Below are 22,023 nucleotides of genomic sequence, written 5' to 3'. Positions count from 1 at the left end.
ATGAACAGCATTCTCATATCCCGTTTCCCGCATCTGAGGCAGGACTTCGCCGCCTCCCTGGTCGTCTTCCTGGTCGCGCTCCCGCTGTGTGTGGGCGTGGCCGTCGCCTCCGGCGTGCCGGCCGAACTCGGCCTGGTCACCGGCATCGTGGGCGGTCTCGTCACCGGGCTGATGCGCGGCAGCAGCCTGCAGGTGTCCGGACCGGCCGCCGGACTGACCGTGCTCGTCTTCGAGGCGGTCAAGGAGTTCGGGCTGCCGATGCTCGGCGCCATCGTGCTCACCACCGGCCTGCTCCAGCTGCTCATGGGCGCGCTGAAGCTGGGCCGGTACTTCCGGGCCATCTCGGTCTCGGTCGTCGAGGGCATGCTGGCCGGAATCGGTCTGGTCCTGATCGCCGGCCAGCTGTATCCGGCCATGGCGGCCAAGGCCCCCGACTCGGGCCTGGGCAAGATGGCCGGGCTGCCGAGGGCGTTCCTGGACGCCTTCGGCGACGGGGCCGCGCTGGCCTCGCTCGCCCTGTGCGCCGGCACCGTCCTGGTGCTGGCGCTGTGGAAGCACGCACCGGCGAAGGTGCGTACGGTGCCCGGCCCGCTCGCCGCGGTCGGCCTGGCCACGCTGGCCGCGCTGCTGCTCAGCCTGCCGGTGGCCACCGTCGAGGTGAAGGGGCTGCTGGGCGCCGTCCAGCCGCCGCCGCTGAGCGCCTTCGCCGAGTTCGCCGGCGTCGGGGTGCTCGGCACGGTCGTCGCGTTCACGCTGATCGCGTCCGCCGAGTCGCTGTTCAGCGCGGCGGCCGTGGACCGGCTGCACGACGGGCCGCGCACCGAGTACGACAAGGAGCTGATCGCCCAGGGCGCGGGCAACGCGGTGTGCGGCCTGCTCGGCGCGCTGCCGATGACCGCGGTGATCGTGCGCAGCGCGGCCAACGTGCAGGCGGGTGCCCGGACGAAGGCGTCCCGCGTGCTGCACGGCGTCTGGCTGCTGCTGTTCGCGGCCCTGCTGCCGGGCGTGCTCGCCTACATCCCGATCCCGGCTCTCGCGGGCATCCTGATCTACTCCGGCGCCAAGCTGGTGCCGGTCCGGGCGCTGGCCGTGCTGTGGCGCGAGCACCGCGGCGAGGCGCTGATCCTCGCCGTGACGGCCGTGTCGATCGTGGCGGTGAGCATGTTCGAGGGCGTGCTCATCGGCCTGGCGCTGGCGATCGTCAAGACGGCCTGGGAGGCCTCGCACCTCCGGATGGAGGTCGTCGACAAGGGCGCGGGTCCCATCGAGGCGTACCTGTCGGGCAACGCGACCTTCCTGCGGCTGCCGAAGATCCTCGACAGCCTGGAGTCGCTGCCCCAGGACCGCCCCGTCCGGCTCGACCTGTCCGGCCTGCACCATCTGGACCACGCCTGCCGCACGGCTCTGGAGAACTGGGCCGAGCGACACAGCGCGACGGGCACCGAGCCGGTGCAGGTGACCGCGCCTGAGGAGCCTGTCAGAGCCACGGTCGCCTGACACCCGGCCGCCGTCCCCGGGCCAGGGCGCCGACGCCCCTCGGCACCCTGGCCCGGCCTTTCCGTACCGCCCATGGCTTCCGCCCCGGCCCGGAACTATCGTTACAGCAGCGGACACAAAGCAAGGCCTCTCCCTGAGGAGGTCACCATGCTCCAGGATCTGCTGGGGGCCCTTGCGGCACTGGGTTCCGTCGGGGTCGTGTACCTGGCGATGGCGGCACGAGTCGTCAAGCAGTACGAGCGGGGTGTGCTCTTCCGGCTCGGGCGGGTCTCCGGTCACGTACGCGATCCGGGCCTGAACCTGGTGATCCCGTTCGTGGACCGGCTGCACAAGGTCAACATGCAGATCGTGACCATGCCGATCCCCGCCCAGGAGGGCATCACCCGCGACAACGTCACCGTGCGCGTGGACGCGGTCGTCTACTTCCGGGTGGTCGACTCGGTGAGCGCGCTGGTGAAGGTGGAGGACTACAAGTTCGCGGTCTCCCAGATGGCGCAGACCTCGCTGCGCTCGATCATCGGCAAGAGCGAACTGGACGATCTGCTCTCCAACCGGGAGAAGCTCAACGAGGGCCTGGAGCTGATGATCGACAGCCCGGCCGTCGGCTGGGGCATCCAGGTCGACCGGGTGGAGATCAAGGACGTGTCCCTGCCGGACGCCATGAAGCGGTCCATGGCCCGCCAGGCCGAGGCCGACCGGGAGCGCCGGGCCCGGATCATCAACGCCGACGCCGAACTGCAGGCCTCCAAGAAGCTCGCCGAGGCCGCCGCGCAGATGTCCGACCAACCGGCCGCGCTCCAGCTGCGGCTGCTGCAGACGGTGATGGCGGTGGCGGCCGAGAAGAACTCCACGCTGGTCCTGCCCATCCCGGTGGAGCTGCTGCACTTCCTGGAGAGGGGCCAGCAACCGGAGACAGGCCAGCAACAGCTCGCGCCGCACGCGGATGGTGGGCCTCCGTCCGGCTAGCGTGCCGGGCATGCGCAAAGGTTGGGTGATCGCCGTGGCCGCGATGGCCGTCGTACCGGGATGCGCGGACGGGGGCGGCTCGTCCTCGGTCCCTTCCCCCACCACCACCCTGAGGCTCACGGTCACAAGCCCCGCGTACGCGGACGCCGCCACGATCCCGAGCCGCTACACCTGCGAGGGCGAGAACGTCTCACCCCCGCTCGCCGTCACCGGCGTACCCCCGCAGACCGCCTCCCTGGCGTTGCTGCTGCAGGACCCCGACGCCCCGCGTGGCACCTTCACGCACTGGCTGGTGTGGGACATCGACCCGCACACCACACACCTCACGGCCGGCGAGGGCCCGAAGGGGGCGGCCGAGGGCCGCAACGGCTTCGGCCGGACGGGCTACGGCGGCCCCTGCCCGCCCCGCGGCGACAGCCCGCACCACTACGTCCTCACCGTCTACGCCGCCGACATCCGCCCGGACCTCGCCCCCGACGCCACCCCCGCCGACCTCCTCGGCGCCCTGTCCGGCCACACCCTGGCGACGGGCACGCTGACCGGGCGGTACGGCCGCTAGCAGCCCGCCGCCACCTGCGTGGGTGACGGTACTTCCACGCATGGGTGCATAGAACCGCAGAGCCGGTCAATTAGTACTATTTTCATATTGTGATTTCAGTAGCACGCAGTGTCACTGCCGTCTGCGCCTTGGGCGCGGCCCTCGCCGCCTGCGGTACCGCGGGCACCCCCGGCCCCGCGCGGCCGGACCACACCAAGCCCGCCGCCTCCCCGTCCGCCACACGTCCGCCGGAGCTCGCCCCGGGTCCGGGCGGTCTGGCGCAGGTGTTCGAGCACGGCCCGCGCACCCTGGGCAAGACCGTCGCGCTGACCTTCGACGCCGACATGACCGCCGATCAGGGGCCCCGCGCCGCCGCCGGCGAGCACTTCGACAACCCGGATCTGATCGGCACCCTGCGCGCGTTGAAGGTGCCGGCCACCATCTTCATGACCGGCCGGTGGGCCGAGCAGTACCCGGCCCAGGCCCGTTCCCTCGGCCACGACCCGCAGTTCGAGGTGGCCAACCACTCCTACAGCCACTACGCGTTCACCGCCGACTGCTACGGCCTGCCGACCGTTGCCCCGGACCAGGTGCGGGGGGAAGTCGAGCGGGCGTACGCCGCCATCCGCAAGGCGGGCGTGCCCCACCCGCTGCCGTACTTCCGTTTCCCCGGCGGCTGTTACGACCGTGAGGCGCTGCGCGCGCTCAGCGGGGTCGGAGTAACCGCGGTGCAGTGGGACGTGGTGAGCGGTGACGCGTTCGCCACGGACGCCGACGCGGTGGTCCGGGACGTGCTGGACGGGGTGAAGCCCGGGTCGGTGGTCGTGATGCACTGCACGCGCAGCGCCGCCCCGACCACCGAGCGGGTCGTCCGCACGGTCGTGCCGCAACTGCGCAAGCAGGGCTACCGGTTCGTGAAGGTCTCCGAGCTGATCGGCGAGACGAACGGCCACCGGTGACCGTCCTACGCTGAGGGCATGAGCGACGACGACTACTGCACCGTCACCGACGCGCCCCGACCCTCGAAGGCCGACGGCCCGCCGTACGCCGCGTGCGTGCTGTGCCAGGAGCCCACGGAGTATCCGGAGTCGTACAAAGGCATCACGCTGTGCCCCGTGTGTGAGTGGCAGGAGGCACAGCGCACCGCGTGTTCAGGGTGAGCGGCGGGCGGTAAGCGCACAGGCCGCCGCGAAGGCCGCGGCGGTGACGAGGCCGGCCCCGGCCAGGGGCAGCAGCGGCACCGGCACCCGGCCGGACTGCGAACCGGTCACCAGACCGCTGACCGCGGCCTGGGCCGGGGAGCCCGCGAGCACCACCGACAGCAGCGCGGCCAGCAGCATCGCGGGCACCGCGCGGCCGGTGGAGCGCAGCACCGGCCGGTTGGTGAGCGCGCCGACCGCACTGCCCAGCAGCGCGCAGGCCAGGGCGGCCAGGAGTCCGGCCGCGCCCGCCCTGAGCGGCGGGACATGGATCCGGTGGCCGTTGCTCGCCGGGTCGCTGACCAGCGTCACGACCAGGGTCGCCACCACCCCGAGCGCCGCCGAGGCGAGCAGCGCGGTCAGCAGGCAGGCCAGGTGGGTGCGGGCGGGACCGCGCGCCGCGGCGACGCAGACACGGGCGGCGTCCGGCTCGCCGGTGACACAGATCCGCACCAGCCAGGCGGCCACCGGCAGCAGACCGGCGGCCGCGTAGCCGAGCGAGTCGAGCACCGGCTGGCCGCTCTGTACGCCGATCGCGAGGAAGGCGGCGTAGAGGATCACCGGCGGCAGCCAGCGCTGCGAGCGCAGCAGCAGGTCGGCCTGATAGCGCAGGAGAGCGGTCATGGGCGGCTTCCGGGGTCGAGTGGGGTGGTGCCGTCCGGCTCGACGCTCACCACGTGCCAGGGCGGGCGGGCCGTCAGCAGGGCGCGCAGGAGGACGTCCGAATGGGAGGCGGGGACGGCGAGGCGGTGGACGCCGGGGGTGATCTCCTGCGCCGAGGTGACCGTCCGCACCGCGTCGGGCGGCAGCTGCGCCCCCGGCGGCCCCTGCACGGTGACCCGGGTGAGCGGCCCGGTCGGCGGTGGACTCCCGCTGTCCGTGCGGAGCTTGAGGCCGCCGTCCACGACGGTGTACGTCGCGTCGGGCGCCCCGGCCAGACGGCGCGGGTCGTGATCCACGAAGACGACGGCGCCCCCGGCGGCGGTCCGCTCGGCCACCGCCCGCTCCAGCTCGTCCCGCGCGGCCGCGTCCAACCCGGTCCACGCCTCGTCCAGCACCAGCAGCTCCGGGTCGGCGAGGAGGGCCTGCGCGACGGCGACCTTCTGGCTGCTGCCCTTGGAGAGGCGTGACATGGGGGTGGTCGCGTAGGCGGCTGCGCCGAACCGCTCCAGCCAGCTCTGCGCGGCGCTCGCGGCGGTCTTGCGGGACAGGCCGTGGATGGTGCCGAGGTGGGTCAGGTAGCCGGACGCGGTGAAGGGCAGGGCCGACGGGAAGCGCTCCGGGACGTACGCCGTGCGTGGGCGCCCGGTGACGCGGCCTTCGGTCGGGGCGTCCAGGCGGGCGACCAGGCGAAGGAGGGTTGATTTTCCGCTGCCGTTGTCTCCTTCGATGCGGGTGAGTGTTCCGGGGGTGAGGGTGAGGTGGATGCCTCTTAACACCCAGGGGCCGCGGAGGCCGTAGCGGCGGCCGACCTCGACCAGCCGTAGGTCACGTTGCATGGGGGGATTTTGTCCGGTCTCGCCGTAGGGGGTGATCATGAGTCCGGTGTGCGAGACGTCCGGGGCCGGTCGGGCAGTTCCCCGCGCCCCTTAAAGTTGGCTGGTGTGAGCCATGTTCCAGCGTCCCCCAGCGACAGTCCTTTCCACTCCGAGCCCAACCCCCGCGACGAGGCGCCGCAGTACGTCCTCCCCCTCGTCGTCCGTATCGAGCGGAGTGCTCCCCCTGCCCGTACCGATGCGCTGGAGACGGCCGCTCGGGCCGTGCTTCTGCTGCTCAGTGATGAGCGGGCCGCCGGCGACGGGGAGTGGGCTCAGGCCGTGCGGGACTGGGAGGACGCGCGGATCCGGAAGGTCGTGCGGCGGGCCCGGGGAGCGGAGTGGCGGCGGGCCGAGGCGCTGCCCGGGATCACGGTGAACGGCAAGTCCGCCGAGGTGCGCGTCTTCCCGCCGGTGCCACTGGACGGCTGGCCGAAGGATCTGGCCAAGCTGCAGGTGTCCGGAACGGAGCTGGACGATCCGGAGCCGCCCGTCGAGGCGGATCGTGCGCAGCCGGTGCTGTGGCTGAACCCCGAACTGGACATGTCGGCCGGGAAGACGATGGCCCAGGCGGGGCACGGCGCCCAGCTGGCCTGGTGGGCGCTGTCCGACGAGGAGCGGACCGCGTGGCGGGAGGCCGGGTTCCCGCTGGCCGTGCGCACCGCCGATCCCGCCGAGTGGCACCGGCTGACCGGCGGCGGGCTGCCGTTGGTGCGGGACGCCGGCTTCACGGAGATCGCGCCGGGCTCCTGCACGGTGGTCGCCGACCACCCCGCGCTGCGGTAGGGGGTGCCGGGTGACTCGGCTCGACGGGCGCGTCGAACGGGGCAACCGGACCCGGCAGTTGGTGCTGGGCCGGACCGTGGAGATCGCCTCGGTCGAGGGGCTGGAGGCGCTGACCGTCGGCCGGCTGGCCACCGAGCTGGAGCTGAGCAAGAGCGGGGTGTTCGCGCTGTTCGGCTCCAAGCAGGAGCTGCAGCTGGCCACCGTGCGGGAGGCGGCCCGGATCTTCACCGAGCGGGTGGTCCGGCCCGCGGGCGAGGTGCCGGCCGGCGTCGGACGGGTGTGGCGGCTGTGCGAGCTGTGGCTGGAGTACTCGCGGGGGCGGGTGTTCCCGGGCGGCTGCTTCTTCTACGGCGCCATGGCCGAGTTCGACGCACGGACGGGCCCGGTGCACGACGCGGTGGTCCGCGCCCAGCGCGACTGGTCGGCCCATGTGGAGCGCACGATCGAGGAGGCCCGTACGGCGGGTGAGATGCGCGCCGACACGGACGTCGCCCAGCTGGCCTTCGAGCTGGTGGCGTTGATGGAGACGGCGAACGCCCTCTCCGTGCTGCACGACGAGGAGACCGCCTACCGCAGAGCCCGGGTGGGCATCGCGCGGCGGGTGCGGGACGCGGCGACGGGAGAGGCGGCCCCGATTCCCGAAGTTCCTTGAGAGGGCGCGCTGTTGAGGGCTGCAACCGGGTTGTCGCCCCGGGTGTCGTAAAGAACTAGCACGATCGTTCGCACAGTTTTAGGCTCGCTGGTATGACCGTCACCGAGAACGACATCGTGGAACTCGACCGCATCGCCGTGCACGAGGCCGTGCGGGTGGTGGGACTGGCGCAGGAGCCGGACTGGGAGCGGGGCACCCCGTGCGCGGGGTGGACGCTGCGGCAGCTCGTGGCACACATGACCGCACAGCACGTCGGCTTCGCGGCCGCGGCGCGGGGTGCGGGACACGAGGCGGTGTACTGGCGGGAGCCCGAGGACATGCGGGAGCCCGCCGGGGTGCACCGGGTGGCCGCCACCGCCGTACTCGCGGCCTTCGCCGAACCGGGCGCTGCCGAGCGGGAGTTCAGGCTGCCGGAGCTGGGCCGGAGCTTCCCCGGGCACCTGGCGATCGGCTTCCACTTCGTCGACTACGTGGTGCATGCCTGGGATGTCGCCGCCGCCCTCGGGGTGCGCCTGGACCTGCCGGAGCACGTTCTCGACGCCGCACTCGCCGTGGCCCGGCGGGTGCCGGTCGACCCGGCCCGGCGCGGGCCGGGTTTCGCCTTCGCCCCGGCGCTGGACGTGCCACCGGGGTCCGGGCCCCTGGAGGAGGCGCTGCGCCTGCTGGGCCGGGTCCCGGAGAAGTGGCCGGTACGGGGGTGAGGGACGGCGAACCTCGAACATCGAGGAACGGCGAACCTCAAATGTTGCTCTGAACGCACGGGCGCGGGGGTTGGGAGCCGCCCGCGGGGGCCATACCCCCGTCACTCGGAGACGGAGGGGGTGGAGCCGTGCGGCGACTGGGCACGGGAATCGGCTGGCGGCCGGAGATCGCGGACGCCGTGGAGCGGATGCCGGGCATCGACTGGGTGGAGGTCGTGGCGGAGAACGTCTGCCCCGGCCATCTCCCGGACTCGCTGCTACGGCTGCGCGAGCGCGGGGTGCCCGTGATCCCGCACGGCGTCTCCCTCGGCCTCGGCGGCGCGGAGCGCCCCGACGAGGGCCGGCTCACCGCGCTCGCGGAACGGGTGGAGGCGCTCGGGGCGCCCCTGGTCACCGAGCACATCGCGTTCGTACGGGCGGGCGGCGCGCTCACCGCCTCCCCACACCTGGAGGCGGGCCATCTGCTGCCCGTGCCGCGCACCCGGGACGCACTCGACGTGCTCTGCGAGAACGTGCGGATCGCGCAGGAGGCGCTGCCGGTGCCGCTCGCTCTGGAGAACATCGCCGCGCTGCTCTCCTGGCCGGGCGAGGAGATGACCGAGGGGCGGTTCCTGGCCGAGCTGGTCGAGCGGACCGGGGTACGGCTGCTCATCGACGTGGCCAACCTGCACACCAACCACGTCAACCGGGGCGAGGACCCGGCCGAGGCGCTCGCCGCGCTGCCCCTGGAGGCCATCGCCTACGTCCATGTCGCGGGCGGCTTCGAGCGCGACGGCGTCTGGCACGACAGCCATGCGCACCCCGTGCCGCGTCCGGTGCTCGACATCCTGACCGACCTCGCGTCACGGGTCGCGCCGCCCGGAGTGCTGCTGGAACGGGACGAGAACTTCCCCGAACCGAGTGAGTTGGAGCGGGAGTTGGGGGCGATCCGGGGGGCCGTGGCGGCGGGTCGGGAGGCCGCGGTGGTCGGCGGTGCGGCGAGGCCGGGCGGGGGCGTCGCCGTCCTGGCCCCGCCCGAGGCCCGGCAGCGGCTCGGTGTCGCGCAGGCGGCGGTGCTGTCCTCGCTGGTGGCCGGGACGCCGGTGCCCGAGGGGTTCGACCGGGCGCGGATGGGGGTGCAGGCGCGGGCGCTCGCGGCGAAGCGGGCGGATGTGGTGGCGAAGGTGGCGCCCGAGTTGCCTCTGCTGCTCGGGGAGGGGTACCGGGAGGCGTTCCTCGAGTATGCGCGGGTGCGGCCGATGAGCGGGGGGTATCGGCGGGATGCGCTGGACTTCGTGGGGCAGCTGCTGAAGGTCGGGCGGCCGGACGATGCGAAGGTCCGGCGGGAGCTGCGGGAGTGGTGGCTGGACCGAGCGGGTCCGGCCCCGCGGTCGCCCGGGCTGGCGGCGCGGGCGAGGGTACTGCTCCGGAGGCGCTGAGCGCAGATGGTGCGGGCCGGGGGTGGGTCCGCTCACCGGCGCCGACCGGGTGCCGCTGCGCCCACCCGTGCCGCCTGGGGGTCCCCCCAGGCCCTTGAGGCGCTGGGGGAGGCACGACTGCCCGCAGCTACGGCGGGATGCCCGACCGCGGGTGTCTGCGGCTGCGCTCAACGACGCCGAACCGAGCTACCCCGAACTCCGCAGTAATATGCCAAGCCCGCACCCGCAGCAAGCACCCCGGCGTGCGGAGCAGGAGGCACCATGCGACCGCGACCCCCCATCAAGGGCCGAGGCATATTCAACGGCACCGGGCTCATCATCACGGGCCTGGCGGCGACAGCCGCCGCGTTGCTCTTTCCGCTCTGGTCGTACGCCGACCGACCGGACCCGACCGACGCCACCACACTCAGCGCCCAGACGGTGACGACCCCGTACGGCCCGCTGTCCGCGCAGGACCGGGACTTCGTCACCAAGGTCCGGCTCGCGGGCCTGTGGGAGCTGCCCGCCGGGCAGTTGGCGGAGCGGAAGGGGACGACACAGGCCGTACGGGACGCCGGCCGGCACCTGGTCGACGGCCACACCTCCCTCGACGCGCACGTCCGCACCGTCGCCTCCCAGCTCGGCGTGCCCCTGCCCAACGAGCCCAACGAGCAGCAGAAGCAGTGGCTCGCCACCCTGAACTCGGCGCAGGGCCAGGACTTCGACCGCAAGTTCGCCGGCATCCTGCGCTTCGCGCACGGCCGGGTCTTCTCGCTGGTCGCCCAGGTCCGCGCCGGCACCCAGAACTCCCTGGTCCGCGACCTGGCCGACGACGCCAACGCGACCGTGCTGGACCACATCAAGGTCCTGGAGGCGACCGGGTACGTCGACTTCTCGGCGCTGGCCCGGGACCTCGCCGCGTCCCCCTCCGCCGTGCCCACACCCCCTGAGGTCGACCCCGCCTCCGCGGTGCCGGTGGTGCCCTCGCCGTCGACGACGTACGCCCTGCCGCCCGCCGCCTCCAGCCCGCCGCCGGCGAACAGCCCCTGACCTGCGGGAAAAACGGAACGTCACATACCGGCAACACTCGGTCCGGATGGTGAACAGGGCATGGCGTTTCCCAGGCCTCTGGCATAGAAAAACGTCATGTTCTGGGTCCTCCTGCTGCTCCTGGCCTGGGCGTTCGCCGGCATCACGTGCACCCGGCTGTGCCTGGCCGCCGTACGCACCGCGGCCGTCGACGCGGACGGCACCACCGCGGACCACGGTCACGCCCTGACGCTGTACGAGGCGGCGTTCCTGTCCGGCGGCCCCGCGCGGGTCGCCGATGTGACCATGGTGTCCATGGCCCGGCAGCGGCGGCTGCTGCTCGCGCACACCGGATGGGCCACGGTGGTGGACCCGCGCGGCCACGACGAGATGGAGCAGTCCGTCATAGGGGCCATCGGGCCCGAGGGACAGTCCCGGATCGCTCCGGTGCGGGCCGCGGCGGCGGGCGCCGAGGCCGTGGGCCGGCTCGCCGACGGTCTGGTGCGCGCGGGACTCGCGGTGCCCGACGGTGCGCGTACGACGGTGGCGGACGGGATGCGCCAGGTGCGCGCCGCCGCACTGGTCGTACTGGCGCTGGGCCTGACCGCGCTGCTGATGCCCGGCCAGACCGGCATGCCGCGCCTCCTGGTCGCGCTGTGGTTCGCGCTGCCGCTCACGCTCACGCTGAGCTGCCTGGCCATCGCCCGGGTCGAGGTGCATCCGTACTCGCGCTGGGCCTCCCCCGCCGGACAGCGGCTGCTGGGGACGCTGACCCGGCGGTCGGCCGGCGACGGCGACGGCGACGAGCGGTCTTTCCTCACCTCCGTCGCCGTACGCGGCATCCGCGCGATCGGCGAGCCGGAGCTGCGCGCGGCCTTCACCCACCGCGACCAGCCCTGGCGGGAGTGAGGACGGCGGACTCGGGGGCGCATCGGGGGCATTGACGGCGACACCCGCCGGACGGTGCTTGCCTTCACCGACAGCCGAACGAAACATCCCTTTTGTCGTCGCCGGGCCGTGGCAGCCGTGCCATCGCCGCGGCGCACCGAAGGGATACGCGATGAGAGCTGCCGCCCTGTACTCGGCCGCCGGTTCCTTGCTCCTGACCACGCTGGCCGCGGCCCCGGCGGGCGGCGCCCCCGCCGCACCGGGCTCGGCAGAGCTGCGGGGGACCGCGGTGGCCGCCGCGCGCGCCCGTGCGGCCGGCGTCGACTTCGGCAAGTGCGCCGCCGAGCCGGACGCACCGGCCGGCATGCAGTGCGGCACGGTGAGCGTTCCGCTGGACTACGCGCACCCCGACGGCCGGCAGATCGGACTGACCGTCAGCCGGGTGAAGGCCACCCACAAGGACCCGCACAACAGCAAGCGGAAGGTGCCCCGGCAGGGCGCCCTCGTCTACAACCCGGGCGGCCCCGGCGCATCCGGCATGTACTTCCCGCTGATCGGCATGCTCCCCGAGTGGAAGCGGATCGCCGCCGCCTACGACCTGGTCGGCTACGCCCCGCGCGGGGTGGACCGTTCGGCTCCGCTGTCCTGCGTGGACCCCAAGAACTTCTTCAAGGGGCCCACCCAGTCGCCGACGCACCCCTCGGAGGAGTACAAGCGGCAGCGCATCGAGAAGGCGAAGGCGTACGCGCGCGGCTGCGCCGAACGCTCCGGCGGCAGGCTGCGGTTCTACAACTCCCTCAACAACGCCCGTGACCTGGACGTCCTGCGGGCGGCGCTGGGCGAGGACCGGCTGACGTTCATGGGAGCGTCGTACGGCACCTACTTCGGCGCGGTGTACGCGACGCTGTTCCCCTCGCATGTGCGGCGGATGGTGCTGGACTCGGCGGTGGACCCGGACCCTGCGAAGGTCTGGTACGGCGACAACCTCGACCAGTCGGCCGCCTTCGAGGACCGCTGGACCGACTTCCGCGAGTGGATCGCCCGGCACGACGACGTCTACCGGCTCGGCGACACGGCGGCGAAGGTGCAGAGCAGTTACGACACCGCGCGCGGGCGGCTGGCCGCGAAGGCCGCGGACGGGAAGGTCGGGCCGGGGCAGTTGCAGAACGCGTTCCTCACCGCCGGGTACTACGACGACGTCTGGCCGAGCCGGGCCGCCGCGCTGTCGGCCTATCTGCGGGGCGACGCGAAGCCGCTGGTCCGGCTGGCGGCACCGAGCCCGGAGGCGGCCACCGAGGCCGAGAACGGCAACGCGGTGTACACGGCCGTCGAGTGCAACGACGCGGCCTGGCCGACGGACTGGCAGGTGTGGGACCGCGACAACACACGGCTCGCGCGCGTGGCTCCGTTCATCACCTGGGACAACGCGTGGATGAACCTGCCGTGCGCCTACTGGCCCGCGCCCCGGCAGCAGCCGCTGGACGTGCGCACCGGACCCGGTGAGCTGCCGCCGGTGCTGATCCTGGCGGCCGAACGGGACGCGGCCACGCCGTACGCGGGCGCGCTGGAGATGAACCGGCGGCTGGCCGACTCGGTGCTGGTGACCGAGCGGGACGCGGGCACGCACGGGATCGGGGGCGGCCCGAACAAGTGCGTGAACGCGTACCTGGACGCCTACCTGCTGGAGGGCCGGCTCCCGGGGCGGCGCGCGGCCTGCGCACCGCACCCGGAGCCGAAGCCCGAGGCCCCCGCGGACAGTGCCCCGAAGCAGTCCCTGCGGGACTCGCTCAAGGGCAGGACCGCCTAGGCGAGCCCGGCCACCAGCTCGGCCACCGACTTGCGGCGCCCGGTGAAGAAGGGAACTTCCTCGCGGACGTGCATGCGGGCCTCCGAGGCGCGCAGGTGGCGCATGAGGTCGACGATGCGGTACAGCTCGTCGGCCTCGAAGGCGAGGAGCCACTCGTAGTCGCCGAGGGAGAAGGAGGCGACCGTGTTGGCGCGCACGTCGGGGTAGCCGCGGGCCATCTTGCCGTGGTCGGCGAGCATGCGGCGGCGGTCCTCGTCGGGCAGCAGGTACCAGTCGTAGGAGCGCACGAACGGGTAGACGCTCACGTAGTTGCGGGGCGTCTCGTCGGCGAGGAACGCCGGGATGTGCGAGCGGTTGAACTCGGCGGGGCGGTGCAGCGCCATGTTCGACCAGACCGGCTCCAGGGCGCGGCCCAGCTTGGTGCGGCGGAAGAGGTTGTACGCCTCCTGCAGCTGGTCGCTGGTCTCGGCGTGCCACCAGATCATGAGGTCGGCGTCGGCGCGCAGGCCGGAGACGTCGTAGGTGCCGCGGATCGTCACGTCCTTGGCGGCGAGCTGGTCGAACAGCTCCTGGACCTCGTCGGCGTAACCCGCGCGGTCCTCGGGCAGTACGTCCTTCAGCTTGAAGACCGACCACAGGGTGTAGCGGATGACCTCGTTGAGGTCCTTGGCCAGCTTGCCCTTGTTCGGGATCCTGCCGGACTCGGTGGTGGGGGCGTCGTCACTCATGGTCCCTATTCTCCCGCTCCGCCGTGCAGGCTCTGCACCGGGTTGGCCATCAGCTCCTCCACACCGGCGAGGTCACCGCCCAGCTGGTCCACCGCCGCGTACGCGCTCGCGATGCAGGCGGGGATGCCGACGCCGTCGTACTGCGCGCCGCACACCGCGAGGCCCGGCAGCTTGGCGACGTGCTCGCGGATGCGGGCCACGCGCGCGTGGTGGCCGACGGGGTACTGGGGCAGGCCGTCGGTCCAGCGGGTCACGCGGGTCCGCAGGGGAACGGCGTCCAGGCCGGTCGCCTCGCGCAGGTCTTGCCGGGAGACCTCGACCAGGCCGGCGTCCTCGCGCCGGAGGACCTCCGTCTCGCCGTAGCGCCCCACGGAGGTGCGCAGCACCACCACGTCCGGATCCTCGTCCGCGATCCAGCCCCACTTCTGGGAGGCGAAGGTCGACGCCTTGATGGTACGGCCGTCGACAGGCGGCACCAGGAAGCCACTGCCCTCGGGAAGGGCGAGGTCGGCCCGGCGGTAGGCGAGGGTGATCAGCGCCATGGAGGCGTACTCGACGGCGGCGAGTTCGGCGGCGGCCTCGGGGGACTCGGCGCGCAGGAGGCCGGCCGCGACGGGCGCGGGGACGGCGACGATCACGGCGTCGGCCTGCAGGACACGGTCGCCGGCGACCACGCGCCAGACCGTGTGCGGCCGCGCCGCCGCATCCGGCTCGGCCACCCTTCTCAGCTCCGTCACCGCGGCGCCCGTCAGGATCTCCCCGCCCCGGGCCCGCACCGACTCGGCGACCGCGAGCGGCAGTCGGCCCACCCCGCCCTCGATGCCCATGAACACGGGCCCGGTCTCCCGGCTCGCGGCGGCCTTGGCCTGGATGTCGCGGACGGCCGCCGTGAGCGAGTCGTGGGTGCGGGCGGCCTGGAAGAGCTGCGGGACGGCCGAGCGCATGGAGATGCGGTACGCGTCGCCCGCGTACACCCCGCCCAGCAGGGGCTCGACGAGGCGGTCGACGACCTCGCGGCCGAGCCGCGCCGCCACGTACTCCCCCACGGCCACGTCGTCGCCGACCTCCGTGCGGGGCAGTTCGGCGTCGCGCTCGATGCGGGCCAGGCCCTCGTCGGACAGGACTCCGGCCAGGGCGGTCGCCGTACCGGGGACGCCCATCACATGGCCCTTGGGCATCGGGCGCAGGGCGCCGCGCGTCCAGATCGAGGCGGTCGCGGTGGCCGGCGGCTGGAGCTGCCCGGTGAGGCCCACCTCGCGGGCGAGGGCCACCGCCTCGGGGCGGCGGGCGAGCATCGACTCGGCGCCCAGGTCCACCCGGACGCCCGCGATCTCGCCCGGCAGCAGCTTGCCGCCGACCCGTTCGGAGGCCTCCAGGACGGTCACGCGCAGCCCGCGCCCCAGCAGCCGGTGGGCCGCGGCCAGCCCGGCGATACCGGCTCCGATGACGACGACATGCCCCGTGCTCGTACCCGTTGCGCTCATGGCCCCACTCTCTCAGACCCCACCGACACCGCCGCCCCGGCCCGGTGTCCGGGACGAGTCCGGACCGTGACCGCATCGGAACCGCCGCCGTCCAACGTTCCCGCCCCCACCGGCGTCCAAGGAGCGTCACAGGTCACCGTCACCGGGGGGTTCCGCCCATGCGCACACCACGCTCCGCACGTTCCGCACGATCCGTCCAGGTCCTGGCCGGGGTCCTGCTCGCCGCCTCCCTCGCGCTCGCCGGGTGCAGCGGCGCGAACGACTCGGGCGACGCCAAGACCGCCGCGGGCAGCGCGGCGCAACAGCCGGGTGCCGCCGGGGCCAAGGCGGAGGGCGCCAAGTCGGCCCCCAGAGCGCCCAAGCTGACCCCTGGCGCCATCATCCGCACCGCCTCCCTGACCGTCGAGGTCAAGGACGTGCCCAAGGCCCTGGACGAGGCCCGTACGACGGCCGAGAGCGCGGGCGGCTACGTCGGCAACGAGACCACGAGCCGGGACACCGAGGGCCACGAGCAGACCCGGGTCGTGCTGCGTGTGCCCACCGAGAAGTACGACGAGGTCCTCGCCGACCTGCAGGGCTCCGGCAAGCTCGTCGACCGCACGGCGAAGGCGGAGGACGTCACCGACCAGGTCGTGGACGTGGACAGCCGGATCAAGTCGCAGCGCGCCAGCGTGGCCCGGATCCGCGACCTGATGGACAAGGCGACCAAGCTGAGCGACGTCGTCACCCTGGAAGGGGAGCTGAGCAGCCGGGAGGCCGACCTGGAGGCGCTGCTCGCACAGCAGGCGTCCCTGAAGGACCGCACCAGCCTCGCGACCATCACCCTGGCCCTGTCCGAGACGCCCGTGAAGAAGGCCGCCAAGGACGACACGCCCGGCTTCGTGGACGCCCTGTCGGGCGGCTGGCACGTGTTCGTCACGATGCTGCGCTGGATCGCCCTGGCCCTCGGCGCGGTCCTGCCGTTCGCCGCGCTCGCGGCCCTGCTGGCGCTGCTGTGGCTGCGCGTCGTACGCCCCCGGCTGCCCCGCCACGCGCAGCCCGCACCCGCGACGACGCCCGTCGCCCCGCTGCCCCAGGCGCGCCCGGTGCCGGACCCGTCCCGCGCGCCCGACGAGGACTGAAATGATCTCGCCCCGTAGCGTGTTCGCATGAGCATGAGTGGTGGGCGGGGCGGCAGGGAACGGCTGGTCGTGATCGGCGGCGACGCCGCGGGGATGTCCGCGGCGTCGCAGGCGCGCCGGATGCGGGGGCCGGACGAACTGGAGATCGTGGCCTTCGAGCGCGGCCACTTCTCCTCCTTCTCGGCGTGCGGAATCCCGTACTGGGTCGGCGGTGACGTGCCCGAGCGGGACCGGCTGATCGCGCGCACACCCGAGGAGCACCGCGCGCGGGACATCGACCTGCGGATGCGGACGGAGGTCACGGAGATCGACGTGGCGGGCGCTCGGGTACGCGCGCGTGGCGTCGATTCCGGGGACGAGTCCTGGGTGTCGTACGACAAACTCGTGATCGCGACCGGCGCCCGCCCGATCCGCCCGGACATGCCGGGCGCGGACGCCCCGGGCGTGCACGGCGTGCAGACGCTCGACGACGGCCAGGCCCTGCTCGACTCGCTGGCCCACACGCGCGGGCGGCGCGCGGTCGTCGTCGGCGCCGGATACATCGGCGTGGAGATGGCCGAGGCGCTCATCCACCGCGGCTTCCAGGTGACGGTCGTCAACCGCGGCAAGGAGCCCATGTCGCCCCTCGACCCGGACATGGGCCGCCTGGTGCACCGGGCCATGGAGGGCCTGGGCATCACCATGGTGAACGACGCCGAGGTCACCAAGCTGCTCACCGGTCAGGACGGCCGGGTCCGCGCGGTGGCCACGGAGGACGCCGAGTACCCCGCGGACATCGTCGTCTTCGGCATCGGCGTACGCCCCGAGACCGCGCTCGCCCGGGCGGCGGGCCTCCCCCTCGGCGCCCACGGCGGCCTGCTCACCGACCTCGCGATGCGCGTACGCGGCCACGAGAACATCTGGGCGGGCGGCGACTGCGTCGAGGTGCTGAACCTGGTCTCCGGGCAGGAGCAGTACGTCCCGCTCGGCACCCACGCCAACAAGCACGGCCAGGTCATCGGCAGCAACGCGGGCGGCGGTTACGCCACCTTCCCTGGCGTGGTCGGCACCGCGGTCAGCAAGGTCTGCGACCTGGAGATCGCCCGCACCGGCCTGCGCGAGAAGGACGCCCACCGCGTGGGCCTCCAGTTCGAGACCGTCACCATCGAATCGACCAGCCGGGCCGGCTACTACCCCGGCGCCTCCCCCATGACGGTCAAGATGCTCGCCGAACGCCGCACCGGCCGCCTCCTCGGCGTCCAGATCGTCGGCAGGGAGGGCGCGGCCAAGCGCGTCGACATAGCGGCGGTGGCACTGACCGCGCAGATGACGGTGGAACAGATGACGGCCCTGGACCTGGGCTACGCCCCGCCGTTCTCACCGGTGTGGGACCCGGTCCTGGTGGCGGCGAGAAAGGCGACCGCGAAAGTACGGGCAAGGTGACCTGCCTCTGCCTCACCCCGCAACAGTCCTAAGCCGTCCCACTGATCCGCGGCAGAGAAGCAACGGACGCGCTGGAGGAAACGGCAGTCGGCTGCTCCCCGGCAGGCCTCGCGTGTGTGGCCGACGGCCGGGTGGACCGCAGGCGATGGCTGACCGCCTCGTCCAGCGTCACCGGCCGCCCCGTCTGCGCTGCCAGCCGCCCGGCTTCCTGACCGAGCCGCGCGACATCCTCCCAGGGAAGCCGCAGAACCAGGGAGACTTCGGCCTCCCCGTCGGGCAGAGCATGCATCGCCGAAACCTGCGGAGCGTTCGTCATCGCCTGATCCTCACGTCGGTTGAGAACAGATACGCAAGCCCGCCCACCCGCGTTCACCGGTTCGCGCGCCGCATCGCGGGCACTACTCCTGTGTGGTCATCCCCGTCCATGACGTGAACCCGGCACGCCGCACGCCCTACGTGACGTACGCGCTCATCGCCGCCAACGTCCTCGTCTTCCTCGCCACACCCGGCATAGCCGGCTCCGTGGCCGGCGGCAGCGACCTGGCACAGCTGTGCCACCTGCAGGCCTTCATGGACCACTACGCGGCGGTCCCCCGGGAGCTGATCCACCATCAGCTGCCGCGGGCGGTCCCGACGGGCGACGTGGGCGTGGGCCCGCACGGCCCGGGCTGTGTAGTGGAACCGGCCCGCTACGACAAGTCCCCGCCCCTGTCCGTGTTCACCGCGATGTTCCTGCACGGCAGCTGGCTGCACCTGCTGGGCAACATGCTCTTCCTGCTGATCTTCGGCAACAACGTCGAGGACCGGATGGGCCACATCCGCTACTTCCTCTTCTACGTCGTCTGCGGCTACGCGGCCGGCTACGGCTTCGCGCTGCTCAACGCCGACTCCGGCGACCCGCTGATCGGCGCGTCCGGGGCGATCGCCGGAGTCCTGGGCGCCTATCTGGTGCTGTATCCGAGGGCGAGGGTGTGGGTCCTCGTCCCGTTCCTGGTCTTCCTGCCGCTCAGGCTGCCCGCCTGGCTGGTGCTGGGCTTCTGGTTCGCGCTCCAGGCGGTGTACTCCTCGGGCCACGGTGTCTCCGGCGCCGGGACGGTGGCGTACGCGGCCCATGTGGTCGGCTTCGTGATGGGCATGCTGCTGGCCTGGCCGCTCAAGCCCGGCACCCCGCCCCCGCCGGAACCGCGCCGCCTGCTGTTCGGCAGGCAGGCCCGGCCCCGTCAGGTGTGGTGAGCGGGTCCGCTCAGCGGGCGCTGTGTGTGTGGACGTACTCCACGAGCCGGGTCAGCGCGTCCGGGTCGGTGTTGGGCATGACGCCGTGGCCGAGGTTGAAGACGTGTCCCTCCAGGCCTGCGGCGGCGTCCAGCACCTCCTGCGCCTTGGCCTCGACCGTGTTCTTGTCGGTGAAGAGCACGGTCGGGTCGAGGTTGCCCTGCAGCGCCTTGCCGGGGCCGACGCGGCGCACGGCCTCGTCCAGCGGGATGCGCCAGTCGACACCCACGACGTCAGCGCCGGCCTCGCCCATGAGCTTCAGCAGCTCACCGGTGCCGACACCGAAGTGGATGCGCGGGACGCCGTAGCCGGCGACGGCCTCGAACACCTTCGCCGAGGCGGGCATCACGGACTGCACGTAGTCGGCCGGGGCCAGCGCGCCGACCCAGGAGTCGAACAGCTGCACCGCCGAGGCGCCCGCCTCGATCTGCACCTTCAGGAAGGCGGCCGTGATGTCGGCCAGGCGGTCCAGCAGGTCGGCCCACAGCTCGGGGTCGCCGTACATCATCGCCTTGGCGTTCTCGTACGTACGCGACGGACCGCCCTCGACCAGGTAGCTCGCGAGGGTGAAAGGCGCGCCCGCGAAACCGATCAGCGGGGTCGAGCCCAGCTCACGGGTGAGCAGGCCGATCGCCTCGGTGACGTAGGGGACGTCCTCGGGGGTGAGGTCGCGCAGCCGGGCGAGGTCGGCGCGGGTGCGGATCGGCTGCTCGACGACCGGGCCGATGCCGGGCTTGATGTCGAGGTCGAGGCCGATGGCCTTGAGCGGGACGACGATGTCGCTGAAGTAGATCGCCGCGTCCACGTTGTGCCGGCGCACCGGCTGGAGTGTGATCTCGGTGACCAGCTCGGGCCGCATGCAGGACTCCAGCATGGGGATGCCCTCGCGCACCTTGCGGTACTCGGGCAGGGAGCGGCCGGCCTGACGCATGAACCACACGGGGGTGTGCGGCACGGGCTCGCGCCTGCACGCCTTGAGGAAGGCGCTGTCGTACGTCGCTGTCGGCTGCTGGCCCGTGGAGGCGTCGTTGGCGGTCACGGGGCAAGTCTCGCATGTCACCGGGAAGCGGAACGCAGGTGGCCACGGCAACAGCGGGTGCGGGGTGTGTTGCCCTGCACAAAGCCCCGGTTCCCCTTACTCTTCCCCGCATGGCTGCGGCTCAGGGACGACTGTCGGACGGCGCTGACGGAATGGACGACGCGAAGGAGAACGCGGAGGCGGAGGGGCGGGCGGGTACGGCGGGGCCGCCGGCGTTCCGGGCGGCGGTCGACGCGCTGCGGGCCGCGCGCCTGAGGCCGCAGGTCGAGGTGGAGCCGACGCCCGCCCCGCAGCGGCTCGCCCCGTACGCGTACGCGGTGGAGGCCGTGGTGGCCGACGGCGAGCAGGAGCTGGCCGACGGGCGGCTGGTGCTGCTGCACGACCCGGCCGGGCACGACGCCTGGCACGGCACGTTCCGGCTGGTGACGCTGGTGCGTGCGGAGCTGGAGCCGGAGATGGCGGCCGATCCGCTGCTGCCCGAGGTGTGCTGGTCGTGGCTGACCGGTGCGCTGCAGGCGCGCGGGCTGACCTACGGCGAGCCGAGCGGCACCGTCACGCGCGCCAGCTCGCACTACTTCGGCGGTCTCGCCGAGCGCCCCGCCGCCTCGCAGATCGAGATCCGCGCCTCCTGGACGCCCCGCGAGGGCCTCGGCGGGGCGCCGGACACCGCCGGCCACCTGGCCTCCTGGTGCGATCTGCTGGCCCAGGTCGGCGGGCTGCCCCCGGCCGGACCGGGCGACGCCTCGGTGGTGACGCTGCCGCAGCGCAGGGGTCCGCAGTCCCGGTGACGTGACCCCCGGCCGCACCGGCGTACGCCGCACAGACCTCCGCACCACACCTCCGTACTCCTCACAGACCCCTTGTTGACCATCTCTTTGTCGATACGGCCACTTTCCGCACTCGAATCGCACCGGCCCGAACCGACTCGATCTTCGGATGATCGATCGCGTGTCCGAATTGCACGGATTGTTACTCACTAGATCGTGATCATTCTCTAAAGGCGGGCGCGTTTGCTGCCGAAGACGACTGTGACCTTGAAAGCACGGTTCGTCCCGGCTTCTTCCCCACAAGCCGGCCCCGTCCCCCCACCCCAGGAGGCCTGGTGTCCGTTCTCCTCGAGCAGCCCGCAAGCCTGGTCGCCTACCGCCCGAACAAGCCGACCGCCATGGTGGTCGTGGCCGACCCGCGCGTCCGCTCCACCGTCACCCGCCATCTGTGGGCGCTCGGTGTGCGCGATGTCATCGAGGCCTCGTCCATCGCGGAGGCTCGTCCCCGCATCGGCAACCCCCGCGACATCTGCGTCGCCGACGTCCACCTGCCCGACGGCTCCGGCCTGACCCTGCTGTCCGAGACCCGCGCCGCGGGCTGGCCCAACGGGCTGGCGCTCTCCGCCGCCGACGACATCGGCGCCGTCCGCAACGCCCTGGCGGGCGGGGTCAAGGGCTACGTCGTCACCGGCACCCGGACGAACATCGGACTCCCCGCCCGGCCCGGCGCCACTCCCCTCGGCACCGCCGCCCGGATGCACCGCCGCCCCCCGGGTGCCCCGAGCCACCCGGGCGGCTACCGCGAGCTGTCCGGACGCGAGGTCGAGGTGCTGCGACTGGTCGCGGAAGGCCAGTCGAACAAGGCCATCGGCGTCTCGATGGGCCTGTCCGCCCTGACCGTGAAGAGCCACCTCGCCCGCATCGCGCGCAAGCTCGGCACGGGCGACCGGGCCGGAATGGTCGCCGTGGCCCTGCGCACCGGGATCATCCACTGAGCCCCTGACCCTGCCCCCTCTATCCCCTGACCCCTGACCCTGACCCCTGCCCGCTTAACCCGTGAACCTCTAAGCCCTTGAGCCCCTGACCCGCACCGCCGCTGAGCCGCGCGGCGGAGTCCCGGTTCACTCATGTGAACCGTAAGTTTCACCGGCCTGACTGGTTTACGACCCTCCGGTGCCCGTCGACGGAACGTTCC

At 72.8% G+C, this 22,023-nt stretch carries 23 protein-coding genes; 17 read left to right on the top strand and 6 right to left on the bottom strand.

The window, feature by feature from the left end; all coding sequences use genetic code 11:
- From BEK98_RS43505 to BEK98_RS43485, 5 genes are all read left to right on the top strand, one after another.
- Positions 1–1,497, top strand: coding sequence for a SulP family inorganic anion transporter (locus BEK98_RS43505; protein ID WP_094222367.1), 1,497 nt, complete (start codon positions 1–3; stop codon positions 1,495–1,497).
- Positions 1,498–1,644: 147 nt separating this feature from the next.
- On the top strand, positions 1,645–2,463 hold the full coding sequence (locus BEK98_RS43500) for a slipin family protein (protein WP_094222366.1): 819 nt from the start codon (positions 1,645–1,647) through the stop codon (positions 2,461–2,463).
- Positions 2,464–2,473: 10 nt separating this feature from the next.
- Entirely contained in the window at positions 2,474–3,022 is a 549-nt protein-coding gene (locus BEK98_RS43495; RefSeq protein ID WP_208643397.1) for a YbhB/YbcL family Raf kinase inhibitor-like protein, read from the top strand.
- 89 nt (positions 3,023–3,111) lie between these two features.
- On the top strand, positions 3,112–3,960 hold the full coding sequence (locus BEK98_RS43490) for a polysaccharide deacetylase family protein (RefSeq protein WP_094222365.1): 849 nt from the start codon (positions 3,112–3,114) through the stop codon (positions 3,958–3,960).
- An 18-nt stretch (positions 3,961–3,978) separates the two neighbouring features.
- Positions 3,979–4,161, top strand: coding sequence for a hypothetical protein (locus BEK98_RS43485; protein WP_094222364.1), 183 nt, complete (start codon positions 3,979–3,981; stop codon positions 4,159–4,161).
- Here the strand turns inward: BEK98_RS43485 and BEK98_RS43480 are convergent.
- Together BEK98_RS43480 and BEK98_RS43475 are read right to left on the bottom strand one after the other, a co-directional pair.
- Positions 4,153–4,824, bottom strand: a complete 672-nt coding sequence (locus BEK98_RS43480; RefSeq protein ID WP_094222363.1) for an ABC transporter — start codon at positions 4,822–4,824, stop codon at positions 4,153–4,155. The two genes, BEK98_RS43485 and BEK98_RS43480, sit on opposite strands and share 9 nt — an antisense overlap.
- Positions 4,821–5,699: an ABC transporter ATP-binding protein gene (locus BEK98_RS43475; RefSeq protein ID WP_094222362.1), complete on the bottom strand. Its 879-nt coding sequence runs from the start codon at positions 5,697–5,699 to the stop codon at positions 4,821–4,823. Before BEK98_RS43475 ends, BEK98_RS43480 begins: the two co-directional genes overlap by 4 nt.
- Before the next feature lie 105 nt (positions 5,700–5,804).
- Here BEK98_RS43475 and BEK98_RS43470 point away from each other — a divergent pair, with 105 nt between their 5' ends.
- The 7 genes from BEK98_RS43470 (at position 5,805) to BEK98_RS43440 (ending at position 12,995) form a co-directional block, all read left to right on the top strand.
- Positions 5,805–6,521: a peptidyl-tRNA hydrolase gene (locus BEK98_RS43470; RefSeq protein ID WP_167444411.1), complete on the top strand. Its 717-nt coding sequence runs from the start codon at positions 5,805–5,807 to the stop codon at positions 6,519–6,521.
- 10 nt (positions 6,522–6,531) lie between these two features.
- The gene (locus BEK98_RS43465; RefSeq protein WP_094222360.1) at positions 6,532–7,173 is read left to right on the top strand and encodes a TetR/AcrR family transcriptional regulator; all 642 of its coding nucleotides are present in this window, start codon (positions 6,532–6,534) and stop codon (positions 7,171–7,173) included.
- A 92-nt stretch (positions 7,174–7,265) separates the two neighbouring features.
- The gene (locus BEK98_RS43460; RefSeq protein ID WP_094222359.1) at positions 7,266–7,874 is read left to right on the top strand and encodes a TIGR03086 family metal-binding protein; all 609 of its coding nucleotides are present in this window, start codon (positions 7,266–7,268) and stop codon (positions 7,872–7,874) included.
- Between the two features lie 128 nt (positions 7,875–8,002).
- Entirely contained in the window at positions 8,003–9,292 is a 1,290-nt protein-coding gene (locus BEK98_RS43455) for an MbnB/TglH/ChrH family RiPP precursor modification enzyme (RefSeq protein WP_094222358.1), read from the top strand.
- A gap of 261 nt (positions 9,293–9,553) precedes the next feature.
- On the top strand, positions 9,554–10,321 hold the full coding sequence (locus BEK98_RS43450) for a DUF4142 domain-containing protein (protein WP_094222357.1): 768 nt from the start codon (positions 9,554–9,556) through the stop codon (positions 10,319–10,321).
- Positions 10,322–10,417: 96 nt separating this feature from the next.
- On the top strand, positions 10,418–11,209 hold the full coding sequence (locus BEK98_RS43445) for a TIGR04222 domain-containing membrane protein (RefSeq protein WP_094222356.1): 792 nt from the start codon (positions 10,418–10,420) through the stop codon (positions 11,207–11,209).
- Between the two features lie 151 nt (positions 11,210–11,360).
- Entirely contained in the window at positions 11,361–12,995 is a 1,635-nt protein-coding gene (locus BEK98_RS43440) for an alpha/beta hydrolase (protein WP_094222355.1), read from the top strand.
- Here BEK98_RS43440 and hemQ read toward each other — a convergent pair.
- Positions 12,992–13,723, bottom strand: coding sequence for a hydrogen peroxide-dependent heme synthase (hemQ, locus tag BEK98_RS43435; RefSeq protein WP_094222354.1), 732 nt, complete (start codon positions 13,721–13,723; stop codon positions 12,992–12,994). The genes BEK98_RS43440 and hemQ overlap by 4 nt on opposite strands.
- 5 nt (positions 13,724–13,728) lie before the next feature.
- Complete coding sequence (hemG, locus tag BEK98_RS43430) at positions 13,729–15,207, bottom strand: protoporphyrinogen oxidase (RefSeq protein ID WP_094222353.1); 1,479 nt, start codon at positions 15,205–15,207, stop codon at positions 13,729–13,731.
- Between the two features lie 158 nt (positions 15,208–15,365).
- Between hemG and BEK98_RS43425 the strand changes: the two genes are divergently transcribed.
- Together BEK98_RS43425 and BEK98_RS43420 are read left to right on the top strand one after the other, a co-directional pair.
- The gene (locus tag BEK98_RS43425; protein WP_094222352.1) at positions 15,366–16,328 is read left to right on the top strand and encodes a DUF4349 domain-containing protein; all 963 of its coding nucleotides are present in this window, start codon (positions 15,366–15,368) and stop codon (positions 16,326–16,328) included.
- Between the two features lie 27 nt (positions 16,329–16,355).
- Positions 16,356–17,750: an FAD-dependent oxidoreductase gene (locus tag BEK98_RS43420; RefSeq protein WP_094222351.1), complete on the top strand. Its 1,395-nt coding sequence runs from the start codon at positions 16,356–16,358 to the stop codon at positions 17,748–17,750.
- A gap of 28 nt (positions 17,751–17,778) precedes the next feature.
- Here BEK98_RS43420 and BEK98_RS50470 read toward each other — a convergent pair whose 3' ends face one another.
- Positions 17,779–18,066 carry a hypothetical protein gene (locus BEK98_RS50470; protein ID WP_094222350.1) on the bottom strand — a complete coding sequence of 96 codons (288 nt, stop codon included), beginning with the start codon at positions 18,064–18,066 and terminating at the stop codon, positions 17,779–17,781.
- 92 nt (positions 18,067–18,158) lie between these two features.
- On the opposite strand from BEK98_RS50470, the gene BEK98_RS43410 reads away from it, so the two are divergent.
- Positions 18,159–18,983, top strand: coding sequence for a rhomboid family intramembrane serine protease (locus tag BEK98_RS43410; RefSeq protein WP_094222349.1), 825 nt, complete (start codon positions 18,159–18,161; stop codon positions 18,981–18,983).
- A 10-nt stretch (positions 18,984–18,993) separates the two neighbouring features.
- Here the strand turns inward: BEK98_RS43410 and hemE are convergent, their stop codons facing one another.
- The gene (gene hemE / locus BEK98_RS43405; RefSeq protein WP_094222348.1) at positions 18,994–20,061 is read right to left on the bottom strand and encodes a uroporphyrinogen decarboxylase; all 1,068 of its coding nucleotides are present in this window, start codon (positions 20,059–20,061) and stop codon (positions 18,994–18,996) included.
- Between the two features lie 110 nt (positions 20,062–20,171).
- On the opposite strand from hemE, the gene BEK98_RS43400 reads away from it, so the two are divergent.
- Together BEK98_RS43400 and BEK98_RS43395 are read left to right on the top strand one after the other, a co-directional pair.
- On the top strand, positions 20,172–20,849 hold the full coding sequence (locus tag BEK98_RS43400) for a DUF3000 domain-containing protein (RefSeq protein ID WP_094222347.1): 678 nt from the start codon (positions 20,172–20,174) through the stop codon (positions 20,847–20,849).
- Between the two features lie 314 nt (positions 20,850–21,163).
- Positions 21,164–21,823, top strand: a complete 660-nt coding sequence (locus tag BEK98_RS43395; RefSeq protein WP_094222346.1) for a helix-turn-helix transcriptional regulator — start codon at positions 21,164–21,166, stop codon at positions 21,821–21,823.
- Positions 21,824–22,023: the final 200 nt, after the last annotated feature.

This window comes from Streptomyces diastatochromogenes (genome assembly GCF_002242805.1).
Taxonomy (GTDB): domain Bacteria; phylum Actinomycetota; class Actinomycetes; order Streptomycetales; family Streptomycetaceae; genus Streptomyces; species Streptomyces diastatochromogenes.
This window is presented reverse-complemented; position numbering and strand designations above follow the sequence as displayed.

Coding starts and splice junctions, on each gene's coding strand:
- BEK98_RS43475 (WP_094222362.1), bottom strand. CDS start 5,699: ATGCAACGTGACCTACGGCTGGTCGAGGTCGGCCGCCGCTACGGCCTC.
- BEK98_RS43485 (WP_094222364.1), top strand. CDS start 3,979: ATGAGCGACGACGACTACTGCACCGTCACCGACGCGCCCCGACCCTCG.
- BEK98_RS43400 (WP_094222347.1), top strand. CDS start 20,172: ATGGCTGCGGCTCAGGGACGACTGTCGGACGGCGCTGACGGAATGGAC.
- BEK98_RS43425 (WP_094222352.1), top strand. CDS start 15,366: ATGCGCACACCACGCTCCGCACGTTCCGCACGATCCGTCCAGGTCCTG.
- BEK98_RS43505 (WP_094222367.1), top strand. CDS start 1: ATGAACAGCATTCTCATATCCCGTTTCCCGCATCTGAGGCAGGACTTC.
- hemQ (WP_094222354.1), bottom strand. CDS start 13,723: ATGAGTGACGACGCCCCCACCACCGAGTCCGGCAGGATCCCGAACAAG.
- BEK98_RS43460 (WP_094222359.1), top strand. CDS start 7,266: ATGACCGTCACCGAGAACGACATCGTGGAACTCGACCGCATCGCCGTG.
- BEK98_RS43480 (WP_094222363.1), bottom strand. CDS start 4,824: ATGACCGCTCTCCTGCGCTATCAGGCCGACCTGCTGCTGCGCTCGCAG.
- BEK98_RS43500 (WP_094222366.1), top strand. CDS start 1,645: ATGCTCCAGGATCTGCTGGGGGCCCTTGCGGCACTGGGTTCCGTCGGG.
- hemG (WP_094222353.1), bottom strand. CDS start 15,207: ATGAGCGCAACGGGTACGAGCACGGGGCATGTCGTCGTCATCGGAGCC.
- BEK98_RS43450 (WP_094222357.1), top strand. CDS start 9,554: ATGCGACCGCGACCCCCCATCAAGGGCCGAGGCATATTCAACGGCACC.
- BEK98_RS43440 (WP_094222355.1), top strand. CDS start 11,361: ATGAGAGCTGCCGCCCTGTACTCGGCCGCCGGTTCCTTGCTCCTGACC.
- BEK98_RS43495 (WP_208643397.1), top strand. CDS start 2,474: ATGCGCAAAGGTTGGGTGATCGCCGTGGCCGCGATGGCCGTCGTACCG.
- BEK98_RS43445 (WP_094222356.1), top strand. CDS start 10,418: ATGTTCTGGGTCCTCCTGCTGCTCCTGGCCTGGGCGTTCGCCGGCATC.
- BEK98_RS43420 (WP_094222351.1), top strand. CDS start 16,356: ATGAGCATGAGTGGTGGGCGGGGCGGCAGGGAACGGCTGGTCGTGATC.
- BEK98_RS50470 (WP_094222350.1), bottom strand. CDS start 18,066: ATGACGAACGCTCCGCAGGTTTCGGCGATGCATGCTCTGCCCGACGGG.